General features: G+C 69.8%; 22 protein-coding genes. 11 read left to right on the top strand and 11 right to left on the bottom strand.

What is annotated here, in order from left to right; genetic code table 11:
* Positions 1 to 88: 88 nt before the first annotated feature.
* Positions 89 to 514: a pyridoxamine 5'-phosphate oxidase family protein gene (locus tag VHD82_RS18775; protein ID WP_325705100.1), complete on the bottom strand. Its 426-nt coding sequence runs from the start codon at positions 512 to 514 to the stop codon at positions 89 to 91.
* Positions 515 to 859: 345 nt separating this feature from the next.
* Between VHD82_RS18775 and VHD82_RS18780 the strand changes: the two genes are divergently transcribed.
* Positions 860 to 1,714 (top strand): SDR family oxidoreductase, encoded by an 855-nt coding sequence (locus VHD82_RS18780; RefSeq protein WP_325705103.1) that lies wholly within the window; start codon positions 860 to 862, stop codon positions 1,712 to 1,714.
* A 37-nt stretch (positions 1,715 to 1,751) separates the two neighbouring features.
* Positions 1,752 to 1,916 (top strand): VOC family protein, encoded by a 165-nt coding sequence (locus VHD82_RS18785; protein WP_325705106.1) that lies wholly within the window; start codon positions 1,752 to 1,754, stop codon positions 1,914 to 1,916.
* A gap of 69 nt (positions 1,917 to 1,985) precedes the next feature.
* Here VHD82_RS18785 and VHD82_RS18790 read toward each other — a convergent pair whose 3' ends face one another.
* Positions 1,986 to 2,936 carry a hypothetical protein gene (locus VHD82_RS18790; RefSeq protein WP_325705109.1) on the bottom strand — a complete coding sequence of 317 codons (951 nt, stop codon included), beginning with the start codon at positions 2,934 to 2,936 and terminating at the stop codon, positions 1,986 to 1,988.
* A gap of 93 nt (positions 2,937 to 3,029) precedes the next feature.
* Complete coding sequence (locus VHD82_RS18795; RefSeq protein WP_325705112.1) at positions 3,030 to 4,976, bottom strand: MFS transporter; 1,947 nt, start codon at positions 4,974 to 4,976, stop codon at positions 3,030 to 3,032.
* Positions 4,977 to 5,037: 61 nt separating this feature from the next.
* Here VHD82_RS18795 and VHD82_RS18800 point away from each other — a divergent pair, with 61 nt between their 5' ends.
* Entirely contained in the window at positions 5,038 to 5,532 is a 495-nt protein-coding gene (locus VHD82_RS18800) for a MarR family winged helix-turn-helix transcriptional regulator (protein ID WP_325705114.1), read from the top strand.
* A 38-nt stretch (positions 5,533 to 5,570) separates the two neighbouring features.
* Here VHD82_RS18800 and VHD82_RS18805 read toward each other — a convergent pair whose 3' ends face one another.
* Entirely contained in the window at positions 5,571 to 6,635 is a 1,065-nt protein-coding gene (locus VHD82_RS18805) for an LLM class flavin-dependent oxidoreductase (RefSeq protein ID WP_325705116.1), read from the bottom strand.
* 135 nt (positions 6,636 to 6,770) lie between these two features.
* Here VHD82_RS18805 and VHD82_RS18810 point away from each other — a divergent pair, with 135 nt between their 5' ends.
* Positions 6,771 to 7,763, top strand: coding sequence for an NADPH:quinone oxidoreductase family protein (locus VHD82_RS18810; protein WP_325705118.1), 993 nt, complete (start codon positions 6,771 to 6,773; stop codon positions 7,761 to 7,763).
* 4 nt (positions 7,764 to 7,767) lie between these two features.
* Here the strand turns inward: VHD82_RS18810 and VHD82_RS18815 are convergent, their stop codons facing one another.
* On the bottom strand, positions 7,768 to 8,196 hold the full coding sequence (locus VHD82_RS18815) for a DUF1707 domain-containing protein (protein ID WP_325705120.1): 429 nt from the start codon (positions 8,194 to 8,196) through the stop codon (positions 7,768 to 7,770).
* A 154-nt stretch (positions 8,197 to 8,350) separates the two neighbouring features.
* On the opposite strand from VHD82_RS18815, the gene msrA reads away from it, so the two are divergent.
* Complete coding sequence (gene msrA, locus VHD82_RS18820) at positions 8,351 to 8,875, top strand: peptide-methionine (S)-S-oxide reductase MsrA (RefSeq protein ID WP_325705122.1); 525 nt, start codon at positions 8,351 to 8,353, stop codon at positions 8,873 to 8,875.
* Positions 8,876 to 8,901: 26 nt separating this feature from the next.
* Here the strand turns inward: msrA and VHD82_RS18825 are convergent, their stop codons facing one another.
* The 5 genes from VHD82_RS18825 to VHD82_RS18845 form a co-directional block, all read right to left on the bottom strand.
* Entirely contained in the window at positions 8,902 to 9,114 is a 213-nt protein-coding gene (locus tag VHD82_RS18825; RefSeq protein WP_325705125.1) for a hypothetical protein, read from the bottom strand.
* 150 nt (positions 9,115 to 9,264) lie between these two features.
* Positions 9,265 to 10,236, bottom strand: coding sequence for a TIGR03557 family F420-dependent LLM class oxidoreductase (locus VHD82_RS18830; protein ID WP_325705127.1), 972 nt, complete (start codon positions 10,234 to 10,236; stop codon positions 9,265 to 9,267).
* A gap of 179 nt (positions 10,237 to 10,415) precedes the next feature.
* A complete protein-coding gene (locus tag VHD82_RS18835) occupies positions 10,416 to 10,826 on the bottom strand; it encodes a PGPGW domain-containing protein (RefSeq protein ID WP_325705130.1) in 411 nt (136 codons plus the stop codon).
* A gap of 59 nt (positions 10,827 to 10,885) precedes the next feature.
* On the bottom strand, positions 10,886 to 11,227 hold the full coding sequence (locus VHD82_RS18840) for a hypothetical protein (protein ID WP_325705133.1): 342 nt from the start codon (positions 11,225 to 11,227) through the stop codon (positions 10,886 to 10,888).
* A 32-nt stretch (positions 11,228 to 11,259) separates the two neighbouring features.
* Positions 11,260 to 11,421, bottom strand: a complete 162-nt coding sequence (locus VHD82_RS18845; RefSeq protein ID WP_325705136.1) for a hypothetical protein — start codon at positions 11,419 to 11,421, stop codon at positions 11,260 to 11,262.
* 188 nt (positions 11,422 to 11,609) lie between these two features.
* On the opposite strand from VHD82_RS18845, the gene VHD82_RS18850 reads away from it, so the two are divergent.
* Positions 11,610 to 12,635: an amidohydrolase family protein gene (locus tag VHD82_RS18850; protein ID WP_325705139.1), complete on the top strand. Its 1,026-nt coding sequence runs from the start codon at positions 11,610 to 11,612 to the stop codon at positions 12,633 to 12,635.
* A gap of 43 nt (positions 12,636 to 12,678) precedes the next feature.
* Here the strand turns inward: VHD82_RS18850 and VHD82_RS18855 are convergent, their stop codons facing one another.
* Positions 12,679 to 13,389, bottom strand: a complete 711-nt coding sequence (locus VHD82_RS18855; protein WP_325705142.1) for a class I SAM-dependent methyltransferase — start codon at positions 13,387 to 13,389, stop codon at positions 12,679 to 12,681.
* Positions 13,390 to 13,529: 140 nt separating this feature from the next.
* Between VHD82_RS18855 and VHD82_RS18860 the strand changes: the two genes are divergently transcribed.
* From VHD82_RS18860 to VHD82_RS18880, 5 genes are all read left to right on the top strand, one after another.
* Entirely contained in the window at positions 13,530 to 14,438 is a 909-nt protein-coding gene (locus tag VHD82_RS18860) for a diiron oxygenase (RefSeq protein ID WP_325705145.1), read from the top strand.
* Between the two features lie 4 nt (positions 14,439 to 14,442).
* Positions 14,443 to 15,930, top strand: coding sequence for an FAD-dependent oxidoreductase (locus tag VHD82_RS18865; RefSeq protein ID WP_325705148.1), 1,488 nt, complete (start codon positions 14,443 to 14,445; stop codon positions 15,928 to 15,930).
* 110 nt (positions 15,931 to 16,040) lie between these two features.
* Entirely contained in the window at positions 16,041 to 16,949 is a 909-nt protein-coding gene (locus VHD82_RS18870; RefSeq protein ID WP_325705151.1) for an MBL fold metallo-hydrolase, read from the top strand.
* Positions 16,950 to 17,232: 283 nt separating this feature from the next.
* Entirely contained in the window at positions 17,233 to 21,279 is a 4,047-nt protein-coding gene (locus VHD82_RS18875) for an AAA domain-containing protein (protein ID WP_325705154.1), read from the top strand.
* Positions 21,276 to 22,148: a hypothetical protein gene (locus tag VHD82_RS18880; protein WP_325705157.1), complete on the top strand. Its 873-nt coding sequence runs from the start codon at positions 21,276 to 21,278 to the stop codon at positions 22,146 to 22,148. Before VHD82_RS18875 ends, VHD82_RS18880 begins: the two co-directional genes overlap by 4 nt.
* Positions 22,149 to 22,175: the final 27 nt, after the last annotated feature.

Below are 22,175 nucleotides of genomic sequence, written 5' to 3' on the forward strand. Positions count from 1 at the left end.
GGCTGTTGACAGTCACAACGCTGCCGTCGCGGTCCGTTCCGGTCACTCGTCGGCCCGAGGGACCGCCGCGCCGTTCCCGGACTCGGCGCTATTCGGAGAAGTCGTGCCCGATCCACCGGTCGGGGCGGATCGTGAGCAGCACGGAGCCACTGCCGTCGGACTGTCCGGCGAACGCGCGCCCCTCCTCCGGCCCGAGGTACCGGATGGCGAGCGCCTCGCGTGCGGCCGCGGGGGAGGGGGTGGTGGCGTCGACGACCGTGCCTTCGACGATCACGTACCGGTACGGCGGCTCTTCCCGCTGCACGGTCAGGGACACGACACCGGCCTTCTCGATGAGCCTCGCCTTGCGGCTCCCGGCGCCGGTGCTGATCCGGATCTCGCCGCCCACGGTGTAGTCGTACCAGATCGGGACGGCGGCGGGCGGGCGTCCGTCCTCCGCGGCGACCGACAGCACGGCGACGTGCTTGTCCGCGAGGAATTCCTGTCGCTGCGCTTCGGTCAGGGGCTTCGGCATTCCGCGATCTCCGTCCGTGCTGCTCGGTGCCGGCAGGCCGGTTCCGATGATGGACTCGCCGCCGGTTTCGCGCACGCGGACTTCACGGGTTGGGATGGCTCGCCCGCGGCTCCCGTGAGGAGAGGTTCCGCGGCCCGCCGGTGCGTTCACGGAGGAATTCCGAGCGGAAATGGCGACTGTCGACGCGATACCGCCGGAGACCGCGGACCCGGCCGCCAGTTGGTCACGGGACTCCGCCTGCCGGGGAGGACTCTGTTCCGTCAAGGTCGGACCCGGTTCAGGACGCTGGTTTTTCCGCGCTCACGGTGGGTAGCCCGGTGCCGGAGCCGAGAGGAGGGCGCACCCATGACCGACCGCGCACGTCCACCGCAGCAGCAGGAGCCGCCGGGCACGACGAAGGACATGGATCCGCAGCCGCGCGACACCATGGCCGACTATGCCGGCCGTGACCTGCTCGCCGGGCGGCGGGCCCTGATCACCGGTGGCGATTCCGGGATCGGCCGGGCGGTGGCCATCGCCTTCGCCAAGGAGGGCGCCGACGTCGCGATCGCCTACCTGAGCGAGCACGAGGACGCCCAGCGCACCGCGGAACTGGTGCGCGCCGAAGGGCGCCAGTGTGTGCTGCTGCCCGGTGACCTCGCCGAGGCCGCCCAATGCCGGGAGGTCGTCGCGGAAACCGTGCGCCGGCTGGGCGGGCTGAACATCCTGGTGAACAACGTGGCCACCCAATGGCCGGTCGACGCGCCGGAGGAACTGACCGAAAAGCAGTGGCTGCACACCTTCGACGTGAACATCCACAGCTACTTCCGGGTCACCGGCGCGGCGCTGGAGCACCTCGCCGACGGGGACGTGATCATCAACACCGGTTCGGTGAACGGCTTGCGGGGCAACAAATCCCTCATCGACTACTCGGCCACCAAGGGCGCCGTGCACGCGTGGACCTACGCGATGGCGCAGGCACTGGCCGAACGCCGGATCCGGGTGAACTGCGTCGCGCCGGGGCCGGTGTGGACCCCGTTGATCCCGTCGACGTTCCCGCCGGAGAAGGTGGAGAAGTTCGGCCTGCAGGTGCCCTTCAAGGAGGCCGCGCATCCCGACGACCTCGCGCCGTCCTACGTCTTCCTCGCGTCGAACCGGCTTTCCGGCTACTACAGCGGTGAAGTGATCGCCGCGCTCGGCGGCGAAACGACCCCGGGCTGAGCCGCCGGGAGTCCTGGCGCGGTTCTGGCAGTCCGCAGTGGACTATCCGGAAATCGGGCGGTGGCGGGACAGCCACGGCGTCGAATACGTGGAACTCAAGGCGCCCGGCAGGGCGTCGCTGCTGTTCCAGCCCGTGCCGGAAGCCAAAGCGGGCAAGAACCGGCTCCACCTCGACCTCGCGCCCACGTCTTCCGGCCGGTGACCGGTGGATCGTCCTGGGGGACCCCGAAGGCAACGAGTTCCGCGTGCTGCCCCCCGCGTTCCTGAGCGCTCACGAGGAAAGCAGGTCCAGCGAAAACCCCGCGGCGAAGATGATCAGGCCGATCCATTTCAGCCGGGACTCCAGGCCCGCCCGGGTTTTCAGCTGCCCGAGCGTGGTCACCACGAAGCCTTCGAGCAGCAGCAGGCCCAGCAGATATCCGCCGCCGCCGAGGACGAAGCCGCCGATGGTGGGGGACAGGATCACGATCATCGCGAGCAGGATGGGCAGGGGCATCGGGTCGTTGTCCGGCCGCGCGTATTCGTAGTGCGCGGTCACGAACAGGAACAGGCCCATCAGGACGGTGCCCGCGATGATGAACGCCCGCAGCCCCGGCGGGTCGCCCTTGGGCCGCGGTGGCGGGGGTTCTTCGCCCGGGGTGCGGGCGCCGTGCCATCGCGCGCGCAGCCGGGCGCGGCTGTTTCGCAGCGCTGCCTGGGTTCTCGCCAAGCCCGGATGCGCGCCGGGCAGGCGGAGCGTGGCGCCGACAAGGCCCTTGAGTAGCTCCAGGCTGATCAGGTAGCAGACCTCGCCGAGCGCGATCCCGCCGAGAAAAGCACTGAAGGCCAAGGACAGCAGCACGATCACGGTCACCGCGATCGAGCCGCCGCCCCCTTCGAAGTAGCGGAACATCAGGAACACCGCCAGCGCGACGGCGGCTACGCGGTGGAACGCGACCAGCCCGGGGGGACGGACAGGCCTCGGGCGCGGCGGGGACTTCCGGCGGGGACCGCCCCAGCCCCGCATCAACGAGGAGAGCCGCGCGCGCCTGGTGCGCAGGTTGGCGTGGAAGGTCTCCATCCTCGCGCGCCCCAGCAGGTCGATGACCACCGTGAGCCCGCCGAGGAACTCCAGCGTCTTCCCGAACCGCCCCCACCACAGCACCGCGATCCCGAACACCCGGAGCTGGCTGGTGTCGTGGCCCGCGAGCCACTCACGCCACGCGTGCAGCAGATCCCACATGGTCCCCTCAGCCGGCCTCGCCGTGTCGATCTTCCATGCTCGGAGCGAGGATTCTCGCACCGGCCCGCGCGGGCCGGGGCACCGGCTACGCGCTCACTCCGGGGCGAGACGCAGCAGCGGGTCGAAGCGCACGGGCCCGCCCTGGCTCAGGCGCACCGGGCTCGCCGCCGGTTCGTAGCCCGACACGACAACGGTGTACTCGCCGGGGAACAGGTCCTCGACGGCGTACCGACCGGCGTCATCGGTGACGACGACGCGCTGCAGCCGGCCCGCGGTGTCCAGTACCGCGACCCGCGCTCCCGCCACCGGACCCGGCTCCGCGTGCACTGTCCCGGCCAGCCGCGCCGAACCGGGCAGTTCGACGTCCGCGCGCACTGGCCCGGCGCCCACCGTCACGTGCCGTGCGACCGGCTCGCGGCCGGATCCCTTGGCCAGCAACACATAACTGCCGACCGGAGCGTTCAGGGCGAAAGCGCCGTCCGCCCCGGCGACCGTGCGATGCACCCGGTGCGTTTCCAGCGACGTGAGCGTCACCGTGGCTTCTTCACCCGGCGCCAGGCCCCGCACCGTGCCGGACACCGAGTCCACGTCCGCGCGCTCGGCCGGCACGGCGCGCTTCTTCTTTCGCGAGAACACGATATCGGCGATACCGAACAACAACGCGACCGTGACCAGCGCGGTCGAACCGATCAGCCCGAGCGCCGCCGACCCGTGGTAGTCCCCGTGCGAACGGGTCAGCTGGCCGAAGAACAGCGAGCCGCCCAGCGCGGTCCCGACCGCGGAGCCGACCCGTTGCCCCGTCTGCAGCACCCCGGCCGCGGTACCGCCCTCGGCCGGGGGCACCTCCTCCAGCGCGAGCGTCGAGTTCGGCGCGATCACCAGCCCGCTGCCGAAACCCGCGACGAACAACGGGCCCGCGAGCACGAGCGCGGTGTTCGCCCCGGAGTAGTCCCACACGATCCACGCCGTCGTGGCGAGCCCGAGCGCGACGAGCAGGTTCCCGAGCACCACCATCGGCCGCCCGAACCGGTGCACGAGCCGGCCGCCGATCGCCGGTGAGATCGCCGAGCCGATCGCGAACGCGAGCGTGGACGCGCCCGCCTCCAGCGCCGAATAGCCCAGGCCCTGCTGGAAGAACAGTGTCGACACCAGGAAAATCCCGGTGAAACCGGCGAAGTAGACGAAACCGAGCGCCGAGCCCATCGCATAGCTGCGGACGGTCAGCAGCCGCAGGTTCACCAGCGGATGCTTCCCGCGGTTGCCGAGCCGGCGTTCCCACAGCACGAACAGCACCAGCAGCGCGGCCGCGACACCCATCAGCCACCAGCGCGGCCGCGTCGTCTGCTGTTCCTGTTCCACCAGCGGCAGCATCACGAGCACCACGGCGACGCCGAGCAGCACCGTGCCCAGCAGGTCGGGGGTGCGCTTGCGGCCGCTGCGCACGTCCCTGGGCAGCAGCCGCAGGGCGAACAGGATCGCGAGGATGCCGATCGGCAGGTTCACGTAGAAGACGTAGCGCCAGCCCTCGCCGATGCCGAACCCCTGGATCAGCAGCCCGCCGAGCAGCGGCCCGACCGCGGTGGACAGCCCGACCGTGGCGCCGAACGCGCCGAACGCCTTGCCGCGCTCGCGGCCCGAGAACAGCTGCTGGAGCATGCCGATGACCTGCGGGTTGAGCAGCCCGCCCGCGATGCCCTGGCACAGCCGCGCGACCACGAGCCAGGTCGCGTTCGGCGCCGCGCCGCACAGCGCGCTGGTCACCACGAACAAGGCCAGGCCCAGCAGGAACATCTTGCGGCGCCCGTAGTCGTCGCCGAGCCGGCCCGCCGGGACCAGCGCGAGGCCGAACGTCAGCGCGTAGCCGGAGACCACCCAGGACACGTCGGCGGGGGTGGCGCCGATCCCGTGCTCCATCGACGGCAGCGCGACGTTGACTATGCTCACGTCGAGCAGGGTCATGAACCCCGCGATGAGGCAGACCCACAACGCCCGCCAGCGCCGGGGATCCGGTTCGGGCGCGACGGAGCCGTGCTCGGCCACTTGACACTCCACAGTAGATTCGAGACCGGTAAGATAATGACCGGTGCTAGGATACCCTTCCATGCAACCCGCGCGGGACCACGTCGACGGCGTCATGTCGCAGATCACCGGCGTCACCGAGGACGAGCGCGCCAGCAAAGAGCTCTTCATGCGGCTGCGGCGCGTGACGCATCACCTGGAAACCGAGCTGCGGCGCGAGCTCGGCGCGTTCGGGATCGAGCTGTGGGAGATGGAGCTGCTGGGCGCGCTCAAACGCGCGGGCGAGCCGTACCGGCTGTCCGCGGGGGCACTGCTGGCGACCATGCGGCTGACGTCCGGGGGCGTCACCAAGCGCGTCGCCGGGCTGGAACGCAAGGGCCTGGTGCGGCGGGACATCGACCCCGGTGACCGGCGGCAGATCCTGGTCAGCCTCACCGACGAGGGCGTGCGCCGCGCGTTCGAGGTGTTCGGCACGAAGACCGAGACCGAGACACGTCTGCTCGGCCTCCTGCCCGCGCCGACGCGACGCAGGCTGAACGACGACCTGCGGCGGCTGCTGCTGGCCTGGGAAGACTGACCGCGGGCCGGCAGCAGCCGCCGGGTCGGCGACGACCGTCAGCCGACCTTGGCCGCCGCTTCCCGGACGCGCGGGACGACGTGCTCGGCGAAGCGGCGCATCTCGGCCTCGAACGGCTGGAACTGCAGCATGAACGTCTCGATCCCGAGCCCGGCCCATTCGCGGATGCGGGCCGCCACGGTGTCGTAGCTGCCGACGAGCCCGGCCGCCGTGCCGCCGTTCGTGCCGATGTGCGGATACTTGGCGAAAGTCTGGAACATCACGGCCTTCGGGTCCGCGTCGGCCACCAGCGCTTCCCAGCGGGCCTTGCCGGCTTCGGCCAGTTCCCACAGTGCCGCCAGTTCCGCCTCGGCCTCGGCGTCCGTCTCGCGTGCGACGACGAACGCGGACAGTCCGAAGTGGACCGGCTCGCCTTCGCGCGGGCGCGCCGCCACGTCGGCGATGAGGCGTTCGACCTCGTGCCGCGGCTGACCGTTGATGAACCAGACGTCGGCGGTGTCGGAGACCAGGGCGCGGGCCGGGTCCGACTCGCCGCCGACGTAGATGGCCGGGCGGGTGCGCGTCTGGTCGATGGGGCGCAGCTGGTAGTCCTCGACGTGGAAGTACTTGCCCTGGAAGGAAACCCGCTCGCCGCTGAGCAGCCCGCGCACGACGGTGATCCATTCGCGGCCGTAGGCGTAGCGCTCGTCGTGTTCGGCGAAGGGGATCCCGGCGCGCTGCAGTTCCGGTTTGAACCACGCGTTGACGAGGTTCAGCCCGAACCGGCCACCGCTGATGGCCTCGATCTGCAGCGCCTGCTTCGCCAGCACCACGGGATGCACGAGATAGGGCTTGATGGCGGCGATGATCTCGATGTTCTCGGTGAGTGCCGCGAGCGCGGCGGCCGAGGTCCAGGTTTCGAGCTGGTCGAGCTCGTCGCCGAAGGGGTTCACGATGTGCTGGGCGATCAGCGTCGAGTCGAACCCGAGCCGGTCGGCCTCGACGACGAGCCGCTTGTTGCGTTCCCAGCTCGCGTCCACCGGGTCGTCGGGGTGGTCGAAGGGACCCCAGGAACCGTAGACGGGCGCCCAGACCCCGAACCGCGGGCGAATCACACCGGCCACAAAGGACTCCTTGCCTCGAACGGGAAGAACGTGGCTCAGTTTCCGGATGCGGTGTCCCGGCGGCAATCGTTCCCACGGACTGGTCTCGGTTACCGTCAAGGGCGTCCACCCGAACCGGGACGAGGGGAAAGACGAATGCGCGCAGCACGGGTGACCCGCACCGACGGACCGCGGGCGCTGGAGGTCGCCGCGGTGCCGGAGCCGGTCGCCGGGCCGGGGGAGGTGCTGATCGAGGTGCACGCGGCCGGGGTGAACTTCCCCGATCTGCTGCTCACCCAGGACAAGTACCAGTACAAGCCGGAGCTGCCGTTCGTGCTCGGCGGTGAGCTGGCCGGCGTCGTCCGGGAGGCGCCGGAGGGCTCGGGGTTCTCGCCGGGGGACCGGGTCGCCGCGAGTTCGACCATCGGGGCGTTCGCCGAGCTGGCCGCCGTGCCCGCGCACAACGTGTTCCCGCTGCCGGACGCCGTGGGTTTCGCGGCGGGCGCCTGCCTGCCGATGAACTACCTGACGATGGTGTTCGCCCTGGTGGTCCGGGGACAGCTGCAGCGCGGCGAGACGGTGCTGGTGCACGGCGCGGCCGGCGGGATCGGCACCGCGACCATCCAGCTGGCGAAGGCGATGGGCGCCAGGGTGATCTCCGTGGTGTCCACGCCGGAGAAGGCCGAATTCGTGAAGTCCGCCGGCTCCGACGAGGCGGTGCTGACCGCCGGGTTCAAGGACGAGGTGCGGGCGCTGACCGGCGGGGGCGGGGTGGACGTGGTCGTCGACCCGGTCGGCGGCGACCGGTTCACCGACTCGCTGCGCTCGCTCGGGCCGTTCGGCAGGCTGCTCGTGATCGGGTTCACCGCGGGCGAGATCCCCACGGTCAAGGTGAACCGCTTGCTGCTGAACAACATCGACGTGCGCGGTGTCGGCTGGGGTGCGTACGCGGGGCCGCGGCCGGGCTACAGCCGCACGCTCTGGGACAGGCTGTTGCCGTACCTGGAATCGGGACAGGTGGACCCGCCGATCGCGGCGACCTTCCCGCTGGCCGAGGCCGGCGAGGCCGTCGCGCGGCTCGACGCCCGGCAGGTGCTGGGCAAGGTGGTCGTGGAGCCGGCGAAGGCAAGCGACGGATTGTCCGGCTGAGTGCTCAGCCGTGGTCGAACCGGTGCGGCTCGCCGTCGGTGACGCCGTGCAGTGCCAGCATCACCATCGATACCACCAGCACGACCACGATCAGCACCGCCACCAGGACGGCGGCCCGCCGGCGTGGGCTCAGCCCCGCCTCGCCACGCCCGAGCAGGCCGGCCAGATCGGCGCGGACCTGCTCGCGCGCGAGACCGAGCACGGCGGCCCAGCCTGTCCGCACGGCGGCAGGGGGCAGGTCGGCGGTGAGGGCGTCGAGTTCTCCGCGGTAGCGCGCCGCGTAGGTCCGGGCGAGCCGTTCCTCGACTTCCTCCAGGGAGAACCTCCCCTCCGCCGCCGCGTCCTGCAGTCTCGTGGCTGTCTGTTCGCGTTCCGTGTCCGAGCAGCGCACCGCATCCGTCGGTGCCTGGTGCGGGGAGGTACCGGTTGCCATACCCTCCTTGCTACGGGAACGACCGTGTGGAGCGGGCCAGCGCCGGGTAAGCGGACGGTAAGAACGGCCCGCGGACCAAAACCGGCCCGGTCGTTGTTGTACCCGTCGGCGGCGCTTTGCCGCCCGGACGAGTTCACGGTGAAGGGTGGATGACATGACCCGCGAGGTGGAGAAGGCGATCCTGGCCGGCGGCTGTTTCTGGGGCGTGCAGGAGCTGGTGCGCAAGCAACCGGGCGTGGTGTCGACCCGGGTCGGCTACACCGGTGGCGACGTGCCGAACGCCACTTACCGCAACCACGGCACGCACGCCGAGGCGCTGGAGATCGTGTTCGACCCGGCGAAGACCTCCTACCGCGAGCTGCTGGAGTTCTTCTTCCAGATCCACGACCCGACCACGCGCAACCGGCAGGGAAACGACATCGGGCTGAGCTACCGGTCGGCGATCTTCTACATCGACGAGCGGCAGCACGAAATCGCGGTCGACACGATCGCCGACGTCGACGCCTCCGGACTGTGGCCGGGCAAGGTGGTCACCGAGCTGGCCCCGGCGGGGCCGTTCTGGGAGGCCGAGCCCGAGCACCAGGACTACCTGCAGAAGTACCCCAACGGCTACACCTGTCACTTCGTCCGGCCCGGCTGGCGCCTGCCCAAGCGCAGCACGGCCGCGGCGAACGACTGACCTCCCGGCGCACGCGCGTTGCCGTATCAGCGGTCCGCGGGGCGGCTGGTGGACACCGCGGGCACGCCGGCGAGCCGGTGGGCGTGGAATCCGGGGGACGCGGGCGCGTCGGTGATCCGCTGGGACGCACCGTCGCACGGGAACAATCCCGGCAACGGCCGCCGGCGACGTGCCGGACCAGGTTCTTCGGCGCCGTCCGGTGCGTCCAGCAGCACGAGCAGTGGTGGGACGACGGCCACCCGTGCTCGCTGCGGATCGGGCGGTCGGCGTTTCCCGGCAAGGGGCCCGGCAGGGGGCTGTCGATCCACTCCACCGTCGGCGACGGAGCGCCGGTCGGCTGGGCGCCGACCTGAAAGACGTCCGGGCCTGGGGCTGAGGGATTGCCCCGGTCAGCCGGCCGGGGTCAGCTGCCGGAGCCGCTTGCCGAGTTCGCGCTGGTAGAACTCGAGGAACCCGTCCGGGTCCGGCCCGGCGTTCTGCATCACCAGGTGGTCGAATCCGGCGTCCACAAAGGACTGCGCGGCCGTGGTGAAGGTTTCGGGATCGGTGCCGCAGGCGAACTTCTCGCGGATGTCCTCCTCGCGCACCGTGGTGGTGGCGGCGTCGAAGTTGACCGGGTTGGGCAGTTCGCTCATCACCTTCCAGCCGGTCAGCGCCCAGCGGCTGGTCGCCAGCGCGGCCTGGGCGCCGGTGGTCTCGTCGGGCGCCCACGCGACGGGCACCTCGGCGTACTTCGGTCCGGCGCCACCGGCTTCCTGGTAGCGCTGAACGAGCTGCGGCTTGGGTTCGGTGCCGAACAGCCCGTCGCCCAGCTCCGCCGCCAGCCGCGCGGACTGCCCGCCGCCCGCGGCCACGATGATCCGCGGCAGCCGGCCGGGCAGGTCGAACACGCGCGCGTCGGCCAGTTGCAGATGCTTGCCCTGATAGGACCGGTAGCCGCCCTGCCACAGCAGGCGGATGATCTCCAGCGCCTCCCGCAGCCGCTCGTGCCGGCCCGGCACCGTCTCCGGGAAGCCGGGCCCGACGACGTGTTCGTTGAGCCGCTCACCGGCGCCGATGCCGAGGGTGAACCGGTCGCCCGAGACCAGCGCGAGGGTGGCGGCCGCCTGGGCGATGATCGCCGGGTGGTAGCGGACGGTGGGGCAGGTGACGCCGGTGGCCAGCCCGATGCGCCCGGTCTTCGCCGCGATGGCCCCGAAAACCGTCCAGGCGAAGGGGGAATGTCCCTGGTTGTCCAGCCAGGGATGGAAATGGTCGCTCATCTCGACGAAGTCGAAGCCCGCTTCCTCGGCGCGCACGGCCTGCCGGATCAGCTCGCCGGGCCCGAACGCCTCCGCGGCCAGCTTGTACCCGATCTTCATCCGGATGACTCCTTCCCGGGTTTCGGTCTTCGGCAGCAGGTACCCCGGTGTGCCGAGGAGTAACCACGACCGGCCCCGCCGCGGTGCCCGGATTACGAGCCCGGCACCACCATCAGATGCCAGACCGGTGGGAGGTGGAGATCATCTGTCCTCAATGGACAGTTGATCACGGTGCGCGCCTACGCCCGTGCCGCGCGTTGCGCCTGGACGCGCCGGTAGCTCCAGATCAGCAGCCCCCAGAGGATGAATCCGGAGAGGATCAGGCTCGTCCCGGCGCTCCAGCCGCTCCAGGGCAGCCACCGGACCGTGCCCCACACCACCCCGGCCGCGACGAGCAGCAGCCCCGCGGTGACCGAGCCCGCGATGCGCACCGGGGAAGCCACACTGTCCTCGGCGGCCTTCATCGCGCGGGTGCGCACCGGCCCCACGTAGCGTTCGAGCGCCGGGAACTCCGAGGCGAGCGTGATCAGCCCGGCGAGCACGAGCAGCAGGCCGGGCCCGGGCAGCACCAGCAGTGCCACCCCGACGAGCAGCAGGACCGTGCCCGCCACAGAGATGATCACGCGTTTCATCGGCTTGTCACCCTCCATGTCGGAAACGTCCTGGCGGTGATTGTCGTTCCCTGGCCTGCTCCGCGCTCATTGACGCCTCACGGTTGGGCTTCGCCGTGCTCTGCGGGTTCTCCCTTGGGGCGCAGGGCGTAGACGGGGAGGAGCTGGTCGGCGAGCCAGAGCGGTTCGCGGCGGCGGTCGGCGTAGGGGATCTCGTAGTCGACGACTCCCAGCCAGTCGCCCTTGACCGTGGGAAACCAGCCGTGCAGACGGCCCGGGACCTCGCCGGTCAGGTCGAGCCCGGTGACGACCGTGTGCGCGGGGGAGCCGGGGATGCGGATGTAGATCGCGTCCAGGCGGACCCACACCGCGGTCAGCACCGGGCTGCGGCCGTGCAGCGTGTCTCCCGTCCAGCGGGTGTACGGACTGTTCAGGGCCATCAGATGATCACCGTGCGTGTTCCGGCCTGGTGCTACCGGGCCTTGCGCGGCGTGGGCGCCGGGCCGGCCCCGGCCACGGTGATGTGCCAGCGCCGGACGCCGCCACCGACCTCTTCGGCGTAGCGGCGGGCGGCGGATTCGTTGGGAAAGCGGACTTCCTGCTCGCGCGAGCGGTGCGTGATCTTGTAAGCCATGAGCCCTCCCGGATGCCGCGTGCTGGTGTGCCGGCCGAGCCGCTTCCCCCGGCCGGCCGGCACATCCCGTACGGTAGAACAAGTGTTCGAGTAACGCAATGTGACCGGCGTCGGGCCGGCGCCGGTCTTCGCGCCGGAGATCGGTAACCTGCGCCCGGACGTTCCCATTTGCGAAGGAGAACAGACCCGTGACTGCCGCCCGGCTGCCGAAGATCGCGCTCGAAGAGGCCTACGAACACCCGGACAAGGTGGCCAGGCTGCTCTCCGACGAGGCGGCTCTCGCGGACGTTTCGGACAAGGGCGGGGTGACGCCCGGGTTCTACCGGCCGGTGCAGGAAAAGCTCCGCGAGTTCGGCGAGGTCCGCCTCGGCGGGATGGACGCGGCCGGGATCCGGCACACGATCCTGTCGCTGACGGCGCCCGGTGTGCAGAGCATCGTGGATCCGGCGGAGGCGACGGCGGAAGCCCGGCGGCAGAACGACTTTCTCGCCGGGCAGGTGGCGGCACACCCGCACCGGTACTCGGGGTTCGCCGCGGTCGCCTTGCAGGAACCGGAAAACGCCGCGGCCGAACTGCGCCGCGCGATCACCGGACTCGGGTTCAAGGGCGTGCTCGTCAACGGCTACACCAACGTGGGCGACAGCGAGCACGGCAGCTACCTCGACGAGCCGCGCTACTACCCGTTCTGGGAAACGGTGTGTGAGCTGGACGTGCCGCTCTATCTGCACCCGCGGCCGGCGCTGCCCGGCGGGCTCGGGCTGTACGCCGGGCATCCGGAAATGAAGGGTGCGACGTGGGGCTTCGGCACGGAGACCGCCGCGCACACCGTCCGGCTGCTGTTCAGCGGTCACTTCGACCGGTTCCCGGCCACGAAGCTGATCCTCGGGCACCTGGGGGAGGGGCTACCGGCGTTGCTCTGGCGCACGCAGCACATGTTCGAGGACAACTCGTTCGGCAAACGGCTGGGCAAGACGCTGCCGGAGTACTTCGCGGACAACATCTGGATCACCACGAGCGGGAACTTCTCCGACCACGCGCTGATCAACGCGGTGCTGACCGTGGGCGCCGATCACATCCTGTTCTCCGTGGACTACCCGTACTCGGACAACGCCGGCCCCGCCGACTGGATCGAGCGCGCGCCGATCAGCGAACTCGACCGGCGCAAGATCGCGTACGGCAACTCGGCCGCGCTGTTCGGCATCGAGCTGGACTGACGACCACTGTCCGAACCGTCGTGGCTGCCGCCGGACTCACGCGTCACCGGTGGATCGACGCGAGGAGCCCGACCGGCGGCAGCGCGCCGGCAGCGATGCGGCGTTCTTCGGCCTGGCGGATGGCGTCGAGGGCGTCCGGGGCCCGGGTGGCCGGTTCGGTCCAGACGCCGCCGCGCCCGTCGACGAGGCGCCACAGCATCGCAGTGTCCACTGTGGTCAGACCGGAGCCCGCGCGGCCCAGCGCGGCGAGCATCGCGGCGCCCTGGTGGAGCGATTCGTGGCCGGCGACCCACGCGTCGAGTAAGTGTTCGGTGGGGCTTCCGGCGTCGAGCAGGCCGGCGGCGGTGAGCAGTGCGCGATTGTCGTAGAGGAACGCGGCGGCCGCTTCGTCCACCCGCTCCCACGCGAACTCCTCGATGATCACCTGCCCGCCAGGGGCGAGCAGGGTGCCCGCGTGCGCCAGGATGTCGTCCAGGTCCTCGGCATGGTGCAGGGACCGGGTGAACAGCACGACGTCGTACTCGCCGGAAACGTCGTGGACGTCGGCCTCGATGACGCGTACACCGCGCTCGCGGGCCGCGGTGGCCGCCTCCGCGCTGCGATCCACGCCCGTGACCCGGTAGCCCAGGCCGTTCAGGGCGGCGGCCAGCGCGCCGCGACCGCAGCCGGCTTCGAGGACACGCGCCGGGGGAGCGGGCAGCACTGACTTCAGACGGGCGAGCGTGTGGGGCACGGCGACGGTGGAGAGATCCATTCGGGCAACCTTAGGACGCGGGGGCCGGCCTGCGCGGATCCGGTGCGCCGCCGGATGTCCCGGTTTCGCGCCTCCCAAGTTCATGTTACCTTAGGTAACAGTAAATCGAGGTAACACTATCCCGTCGTCAGGAGGGCGCGATGACCAGCGTCGACACGCACCACCCGGCGGACGCCGGCAGGCACGAGATGGCGCGGCGGCTGCTCGACTCTTCGGAGGCGCTGTCGTACGATCCGGTGCGCGAGGTGGACTGGGAAACCCCGCTCGACAAGGACTATCACGGCGCGAGCCCGGAGTGGAGCACCCTTTACGGCACCTCCTACTGGGCCGAGATGAGCCCGGAGCAGCAGCGCGAGCTGACCCGCCAGGAGGCGGCGTCGGTCGCCAGCACCGGGATCTGGTTCGAGATGATCCTGCAGCAGATGGTGCTCCGGGACTTCTACGCCAAGGACCCGACGGACCCGGCTTTCCAGTGGGCGCTGACCGAAATCGCCGACGAATGCCGCCACTCGATCATGTTCGCGCGCGGTTCGGCGAAGCTCGGCGCGCCCGCCTACCGGCCACGGCGCCTCGCGGTGGAGCTCGGCCGCTTCTTCAAGGCGACAGCCAGGGGAGAGGCCGCGTACGCGGCGATCCTGGTCGCCGAAGAAGTGCTCGACGTGATGCAGCGCGACTGGATGCGTGACGAGCGGGTGGTGCCTTTCGTGCGCACCATCAACAACATCCACGTGGTCGAGGAATCGCGGCATATGAAGTTCGCCCGCGAGGAGACCAAGGATCGGCTCCAGGGCGCGGGCCGGCTGCGCCGCCAGTACAACGCCTTCGTCGTGTCGGTCGCGTCGTACTTCATCGTGTCGAGCATGGTGAACCGCAAGGTCTACGTGAACGCGGGGCTGGACGAAAAGCGCGCCCTGCGGGAAGCGAAGAACAACGAGCACCACAAGGCGATGCTGCGGTCCAGCTGCGCGGGCCTGATGGAGTTCCTCGACTCCGCCGGCCTGCTCACCAAGGCGTCGACCTGGTTCTACCAGCGCGCGAACCTGATCTGACACCATGGCGTTCGCGATCACCCAGACCTGCTGCAACGACGCCTCGTGCGTCGCCGTCTGCCCGGTCAACTGCATTCACCCGACGCCGGACGAGCCGGACTTCGGCAGCACCGACATGCTCTACGTCGACCCGGCCGCCTGCATCGACTGCGGCGCGTGCGCCGACGCGTGCCCGGTCGACGCGATCTTCCCGGTGGACAGCCTGACCGAGCCGTTGCGGGCGTATGCGGGCATCAACGCCGACTACTACCGCGGCCGCGAACCGGTGGCGAACGCCGACCCGGCCCCGAACTTCCACGCCTGGGGCCCGCCCTCGTTCACCCGCGCCATTCCGGGCGACTTCCCGGCGCCGGACGTCGCCGTGGTCGGCACCGGCCCGGCCGGGATGTACGCGGTAGAGGATCTGCTGCTGCACACCAGCGCGCGGGTCACGCTCATCGACCGCCTGCCGGTGGCGGGCGGGCTGGTGCGCTACGGCGTCGCGCCGGACCACCCGTCGACGAAGAAGATCGGCGAGACGTTCGCGCGGCTGCACGACCATCCGCGGCTGCGGATGAAGCTCGGCGTGCAGGCCGGCCGGGACGTCACGGTCGCGGAGCTGGCCGAGCGGCATGACGCGGTGATCTACGCGGTCGGCGCCTCCTCGGCGCGGAAACTGGGCATCCCCGGCGAGGACCTGCCCGGCAGCCTGGCCGCGACCCAGGTCGTCGCCTGGTACAACGGGCATCCCGACGTGGTGGCGGATTCGGTGGACCTTTCGGCCGAGCGCGTGGTGCTGATCGGCACCGGGAACGTGGCGCTCGACGTGGCCCGCATCCTGACCGCCGACCCGGAATCCCTTGCGGTCACGTCGATCTCGCCGGAAGCGCTCGCACGGCTGCGCACCGGCAAGGTGCGCGAAGTCGTGCTGCTCGCGCGCCGCGGCCCGGAGTACGCGGCGTACACGTCGCCGGAATTGCTTGCGCTCACCCAGGAAGGCGGCGCGCGGCTGGTCGTCGACACACACGACCCGCGCATCGCCGGGACGATCGATTCGGCCACCGGGGGCAAGGCGGCTTTACTCCGCGACGTCGCCCGCGAGACGGTCGACTGGTCGGCGCCGCCCGAGCACGGGCAGCGCCGGATCGTGCTGCGTTTCCATTCCACGCCAACGGAAATCCTCGGCGACCGGCAGGTGCGCGGCACGCGTGTCACCGATGCCGGCGGGGAGACGGAGATCGTGGCCGGGCAGGTGATCCGCGCCGTCGGCTACCGGGGTGCGCCGGTGCCGGGCCTGCCGTTCGACGAGGAAACCGGCACCATCCCGCACACCGCCGGGCGGGTGGACGCCGTGCCCGGCGCGTACGTGGCCGGCTGGATCAAGCGCGGCCCCTCGGGCGGGATCGGCGCGAACCGGGCCTGCGCCGGGGAAACCGTGGGCACGCTGTTGGCGGACATCACCGCGGGCAGGCTCCCGGTCGCGCCCCGCCGGCCGTTCCTGCGGCGCCGTTAGCCGGACTGCGCGGGTGGGGCTTCGCTGCTCTGCCCGCGCGTGTCAAGCCCTCGGGCAAGATAGGGGGAGACCGGGCACCCCCTCGGTTCGGGCAGCGAGGAGGCACAGTCGTGACGATCACGATCGGCGAGGTCACGATCGACCGGATCACCGAGCTCGACCGCTGGCCTTTCCCGCGCGCCGAGCTGTTCCCGGGGATCACCGAGGCCGACGTCGCCGCCGCGGGCCTCGGCCAGCATGAGGTCGATCCGGCGACCGGCGAGCTGCTGCTGAGCATCCACACCTACCTCGTGCGCACCCCGGACACCACGATCCTGGTGGATTCCGGCAACGGCAACGGCAAACAGCGCCCCGCGCTGCCGGCGCACCACGAGTTCGACACCGACTACCTGGAGCGGCTCGGGGTCGCGCCCGGTGACATCGACGTGGTGGTTTCCACGCACCTGCACCCCGACCATTGCGGCTGGAACACCCGGCTCGCCGGCGGCGAGTGGGTGCCGACGTTCCCGTCCGCGCGCTATGTGTTCTCCCGCAACGAGTTCGAGCAGCTACGCGCGCTCGCCGGATCGGCACCGGCGGACCCGGTACTCGCGGACATCGCGCGGATGTATGCCGACAGCGTCGAGCCGGTCGTGCGCTCCGGGCAGGTGGAACTGGTCGACGTGCCGCACGCGCTGGACAGCGGCCCGGCGCACCGGGTCGCCCTCGTCCCACGGCCCGGGCACACCGCCGGGCATCTCACCGTGGAGGTGACGGCCGGCCCGCGCGCCGCGCTGCTCACCGGCGACCTCGTGCACCACCCGATCCAGTTCCCGGTGCCGTCCCTGTCCCAGGCCGGCGACGCGGACCCGGCCGAAGCCGCCGCCAGCCGCAAAGCCGTGTTCGAGCGCTGCGCCGACGAGGACGTGCTCGTGCTGCCCGCGCATTTCCGCCCGCCCGCCCCGGAGTTCGTGGCCGGCCGCATCCACCGCACGGCGGACGGCTTCCGCTTCGAATGGGCTAGCCGGACAGAACCGTGATCGTGAGACCGCCACCGCGGCGCGGGGCGGCGGTGAGCTTCGCGTCGTGGATCGTTTCGCATTGCCGGGTGGAAGCGTAGCTCGGCCAAACGGGTGGTTCGGTCCGTTGTGTAGATACGAATTCACTCGCCGTAGCGATTTCGTCTTCCGGGGTGGTCGATGGGTGGTTGTCTCCATTCTCTTCCGCCGGGCAGGGTCTTCTGCCATCCTGGAGAGCTCGTCGCAGAACGGCGGGCCCTGAGGATCAGGTCCGACGAACACGTTCTGCGAGGGGAACAGCGGTATGACCGCGCATCTCGATCCGCAGCGGCTCCGGGTGGTCGCCGCGCAGGCCGACCGGTGGCGAAACCTGCTGATCGACGTCAGTCCGAGCAATACGATGCTCGTTTTCAAGAACACCAAAACGGGCAGCCTCGACCTCACCGGCGCCGAACCGGAACCGCTGGCGACAGTGGCCGGTGGCGGCAAGGCCACCCTGCGGACGCTCTTCCCCGACGCGGTGCGGCATCAGGCAGCGTGCACCAGCGCCCAGAGCCTGGCCAGGCGCATCCAGTTGTTCGACGAGGAGCAGGGTGTCGAAGTGGGGCGGCTGGCACTGGGTTTCGTGCTGACGGACGCGCAGCAGCACAAGGGTTCCAGGCCGGTGCCGACGCTGCGTGCCCCGCTGCTGCTCCGCCCGATGACAGTCAGACCGCGCACCGCCGCCGAGAGCGACTTTTCCGTGGAGACAGGGGAGGACGTCGAGGTCAACCCCGTTCTGCTCTACGTGCTCGATCAGTATTACGGCGTCGCGGTGGTGCGGGACGAATTCACCGCGCATGTCGAGCACGTGCTGGGAACCGTCGAAGGCCACGCGGCCCAGGCAGAGGCCGTATTCGGAGAACTCGCACGGATCGCCGCTGCGCAGAATGTCGGGCTGAAACTCGAGAACAGCGCCATGCTCGGCGCCTTCAACTACGTCAAGCTCCCGATGGTCGAGGATCTGGCAAGCGCCACCGAATTGCTCGCCGGGCACGATCTCATCGCGGCGATCGCGGGCTACACCCCGGCCGCCGGGGAACTCGGCGGGGATCAAGGCGCTTTCCAGCCACAGCCGGTGGACCAGGTGCGGCCGGCCGACGAGTTCCTGGTGCAGGACGCGGATTCCTCACAGCACCGGGCGATCATGACGGCCCTGGCCGGCCGGCACCTGTTCATCGAAGGTCCGCCGGGCACCGGGAAAAGCCAGACGATCGCCAACATCATCGCCGGGGCCGCGGCCACCGGTAGGAAAGTCCTCTTCGTCGCGGAGAAACGCGCCGCGATCGAGGCGGTGGTCAACCGGCTTGCGGATGTCCGGCTCGAGGGCCTGGTGCTCGACCTGCACCAGCAGAAGATCAGCAAACGTGACGTGGCCAGACAACTCGCGAACAGCCTCGACGCCGTATCGAAGCAACCGCCGGTCGAGGTGGACCGGCTGCACGCTCGGTTGAGCGGCGCCCGGCAATACCTCTTGAGGCACGCGGCCGCGCTCCACGACATCCGCGAGCCGTGGGGTGTGAGCGCTTACCAGATCCGTGACCGGCTGCTCGATCTGCCGGCGAATGGCGCGATCTCCGGGGCTTTTCGCGGCGCGCAGCTCGCGGCACTCGATCGGCAGGTGGTGATCGAGCTCGAACAGGAACTGCGCGAATTCTTCGAACTCGGCGGGGGCCGGCTGCTGCGCCGGGAAACCCCGTGGTGCAACGCCGAGGTCAGGACGACGAACGACGCGCGGCGCGTCCTCTACGAGCTGGACGAGCTGGCCGAGGGGACCCTCAAGCGCGGGCAGGCCGGGATGGGGGCCCTCCTGCGCCAGACCGGGCTGAACCAGCCACGGGACATCGCGGGCTGGCAGGACGTGCTGTCGTTGCTGGACCAGGTTTCGCTCAGCGTGCGGGATTTCGGGCCGGACATCTTCGGTACCCATCTGGACCCCTTCTGCCATGCGACAGCCGACCGTGCGACTCGTGCCCGTCATCCGCGGCAGTTGCCCTGGAAACAGCGGCGGGCGCTCGTCAAACAAGTACGCGCGATGTCGAGGCAGGGCTTGAAGAAAAAGGCCGAACTGCATGTGCGGCTCATCGGCATCGCCGGGCAACGGCAGCGATGGTACGAACTGGGCGGTCATCAGACACAGCCCGCCCACGTCACCGGGCTGAAAGAGGTGATGGCGGACTACGCGGAACTCCGCCGGCAGCTGGCTGCCGTCGCGCTTTCGGCCCGTCGTCCTGATCTGGAGAACGGATCCGGCCCGGACGTGGAGCGGCGGCTCGGTGAACTTCGCGGTGACAAGCAGACGCTTTTCCGGATGCCCAGGCTCACGGAACTACGCGACCGCTTCCACAGTCTCGGGCTAGGCCACGTCGTGCAGGAGATGGCGGACAAGCGACTTGGCCCGGATGCCGTCTGGCCGGCTTTCGAACACCTCTGGCTCTCCTCGATCGAGGATGAGCTGAAGCTGACGGTGCCCGAACTCGGCCAGTTCGTGACGGAGCGCCAGACACGCGCCGCCCAGGATTTCCGGGCTGCGGACATCGAGCATCGCGAGACCTCGGCGGCACGGGTGCGGCGGGCGGTCGCCCGGCAGGTCAAGGAAGCCAAGGACCGGCATCCCGACCAGGCCCAGGTGCTGAAGAAGCAGGCAAGCCTGAAGAGCAGGCACATGCCGACGCGGAAACTCGTGGAGCAGGCCTCGGATGTGCTGATGGCGCTCAGGCCGTGCTGGGCGATGTCGCCGCTGATCGTCAGCCGGATGCTGCCCGCGCAACGGTTGTTCGACCTCGTGATCTTCGACGAGGCCAGCCAGATCAGGCCTCATGACGCGATCACGTCGATCATGCGTGGCGACCGGCTCGTGGTGGCCGGTGACGAGAAGCAGCTGCCGCCGTCGACCTTTTTCGATCGCGCGCTGGCCGATGAGGACGAAGACGAGGAATTCGCGGCCGAACTGTCCGATTTCGAGTCGATTCTGACGGCGCTACGGCCGGTAATGCCGAACACGCAGATGCTGAGCTGGCACTACCGCAGCTCCGATGAGCGGCTGATCTCGTTTTCCAACCGGGAGATCTACCGGGACGGGCTGGTCACCTTTCCCGGCGCCCGCAAGGAAAGCCCTGTCACGTTGGAGTCGGTGCACGGTGAGGCGTCACCCGGCCAGCATGGATCGTCGCCGGCGGAGGTCGAGCGCGTGGTCGACCTGGTGTTGCGGCACGCGATGCAGCGCCCCGAGGAAAGTCTCGGTGTGATCACGTCGAGCATGAAACATCAGGCCCGGATCGAGCGGGCACTGCGCGAAGCCCGCAAGGCGCATCCGGAGCTCGACGATTTCTTCTCGTCGGAGGCGGAGCTCGGCCGCCGCTTCTTCGTCAAGAACCTGGAAAACGTCCAAGGGGACGAGCGGGATGCCATCATCCTCAGTGTCGGTATCGCGCGTAACCTCGCCGGAAAGATCGACTTGCGGTCGTTCGGCCCGCTGAACCAGCAGGGTGGCGAGCGGCGCCTGAACGTCGCCGTGACGCGGGCCAAACGACGGATGACGGTGGTGTCGTCGTTCACGGCGATGGATCTCGCGCCGTCCGAGCGCGTCACGGGAACCGAGCTGCTGCGGCGGTACCTGGACTTCGCCGAGAGACAAGGTTCGCTGGACACGATCGGCAGGCAGGAAACCCAGGAGCTCAACGGGTTCGAGCGCGCGATCGCCCACGCACTCGGGGAACGGGGTGTCCCGGTCTACCCGCAATGGGGTTTCTCCGGCTACCGCATCGACTTCGCGCTTGCGCACCGCGATGATCCGGGCCGGATGGTGCTCGCGGTCGAGGCCGATGGCATGCGGTATCACAGTTCGCTCAGTGCCCGCGATCGCGATCGTCTCCGGCAGACGCACCTGGAAACGCTGGGGTGGCGTTTCCACCGGTTGTGGTCCTCGGCCTGGTTCGCCGATCCGGCGGGGGAGACGGACCGGATCGTGGCGGCATGGGAAAAGGCGATGGCGGACGCCGACGTGGCGGGGCCGGCCGAAATGCGCGCGGCCGACCCGTTGCCCCGGGCTGCGCCGGCTCCGCCGGTGATACGCCGCGAACCACGCCCGAACGTGCCCAGTGGCTTACGCATTCAGGACTACAGCGAGCGGCAACTCGTTCAGGTGTGCCGCTGGCTGATGACCGATGGACTGTTGCTCGACAAGGACGAACGCCTGCAGGAGGCGATGACCGAGCTCGGGTTCCGTCGGCGAGGTTCGCTCATCGTCGAGCGGCTCGGGCGAGCCGTCGGGCGCGCGCAACAGCTGGCCGACAACGGGGAGGAACTGTGATCCCGCTGGATCCGCGAACGGTGGAACGGCTCGCCGAGGCTGTCGTCGACATCGGCAGTCCCTATGAACGGAAGGGCTACGAGCTGGCCCGGTTGCTCGCCAGCGCGGGCTGGGCGAACCCACCTGAGTACGACGGCTCGCCGCGAGTGCCATGGCTGGCGGAGCAGCTTACCGAGCGCAGGGAAAACCGTGCGGAGATCGAGAGATTCCTGTGCCGTGTGTGTGACCCGATCGAATACGACGACGGCATGGTGACGGCCGAGGGATTCCGTGCTCTCGTCAACGAGAAACTGGCTCCGGAAGGCATCGTCGTGCTCTACGTGTCCGGCCGGCCGGTGCTGGGCAAGCTCCAGCCGGACGGGCGGCAACCGGCCTTCTCGGAGCCCGCCGACTTCCGGGCGCGGCTGGAGCGTCTCCTGCTCGATCGCGTCACGATCGACATGCTCATGGGCCGGCTCGAGGAAACCCGCATTTGCGAGAGCGGGGGCGCTTACACCATGGCGGTGATCGGAATAGGCAGCATCGTCGAAGGGCTGCTCTTGCAACTACTGCTGGAACGTGACGATGAGTTGCGGACAAAAGGCTTCCCGGATACGCGGGGTCCCGCCGGAAGACCTCCCAAGAAGCCCGAGCGAGTGACTTTGCAGGAGCTTATCGACATCGCACACGCGAAAGATTGGATCCAGCTTGATGCGACGCGTTTCGTCCACACTGTCCGCGATTTTCGCAACTTCGTGCACCCGCGAAAAGAACTGGCGGAAAGGCCGCGTTTCGACCGGGACAGTGTGATGTTGTGCTGGGCGCCGGTGCAGGCATTGCTGAACGATCTGGAGGAAAACGTCCCGCCCATCGCCGAGTTCGCCGGATAAGCTGGTTGCCCGCGGAAACCGGCAACC

Source organism: Amycolatopsis sp. (genome assembly GCF_035546795.1).
Classification (GTDB): Bacteria; Actinomycetota; Actinomycetes; order Mycobacteriales; family Pseudonocardiaceae; genus Amycolatopsis_E.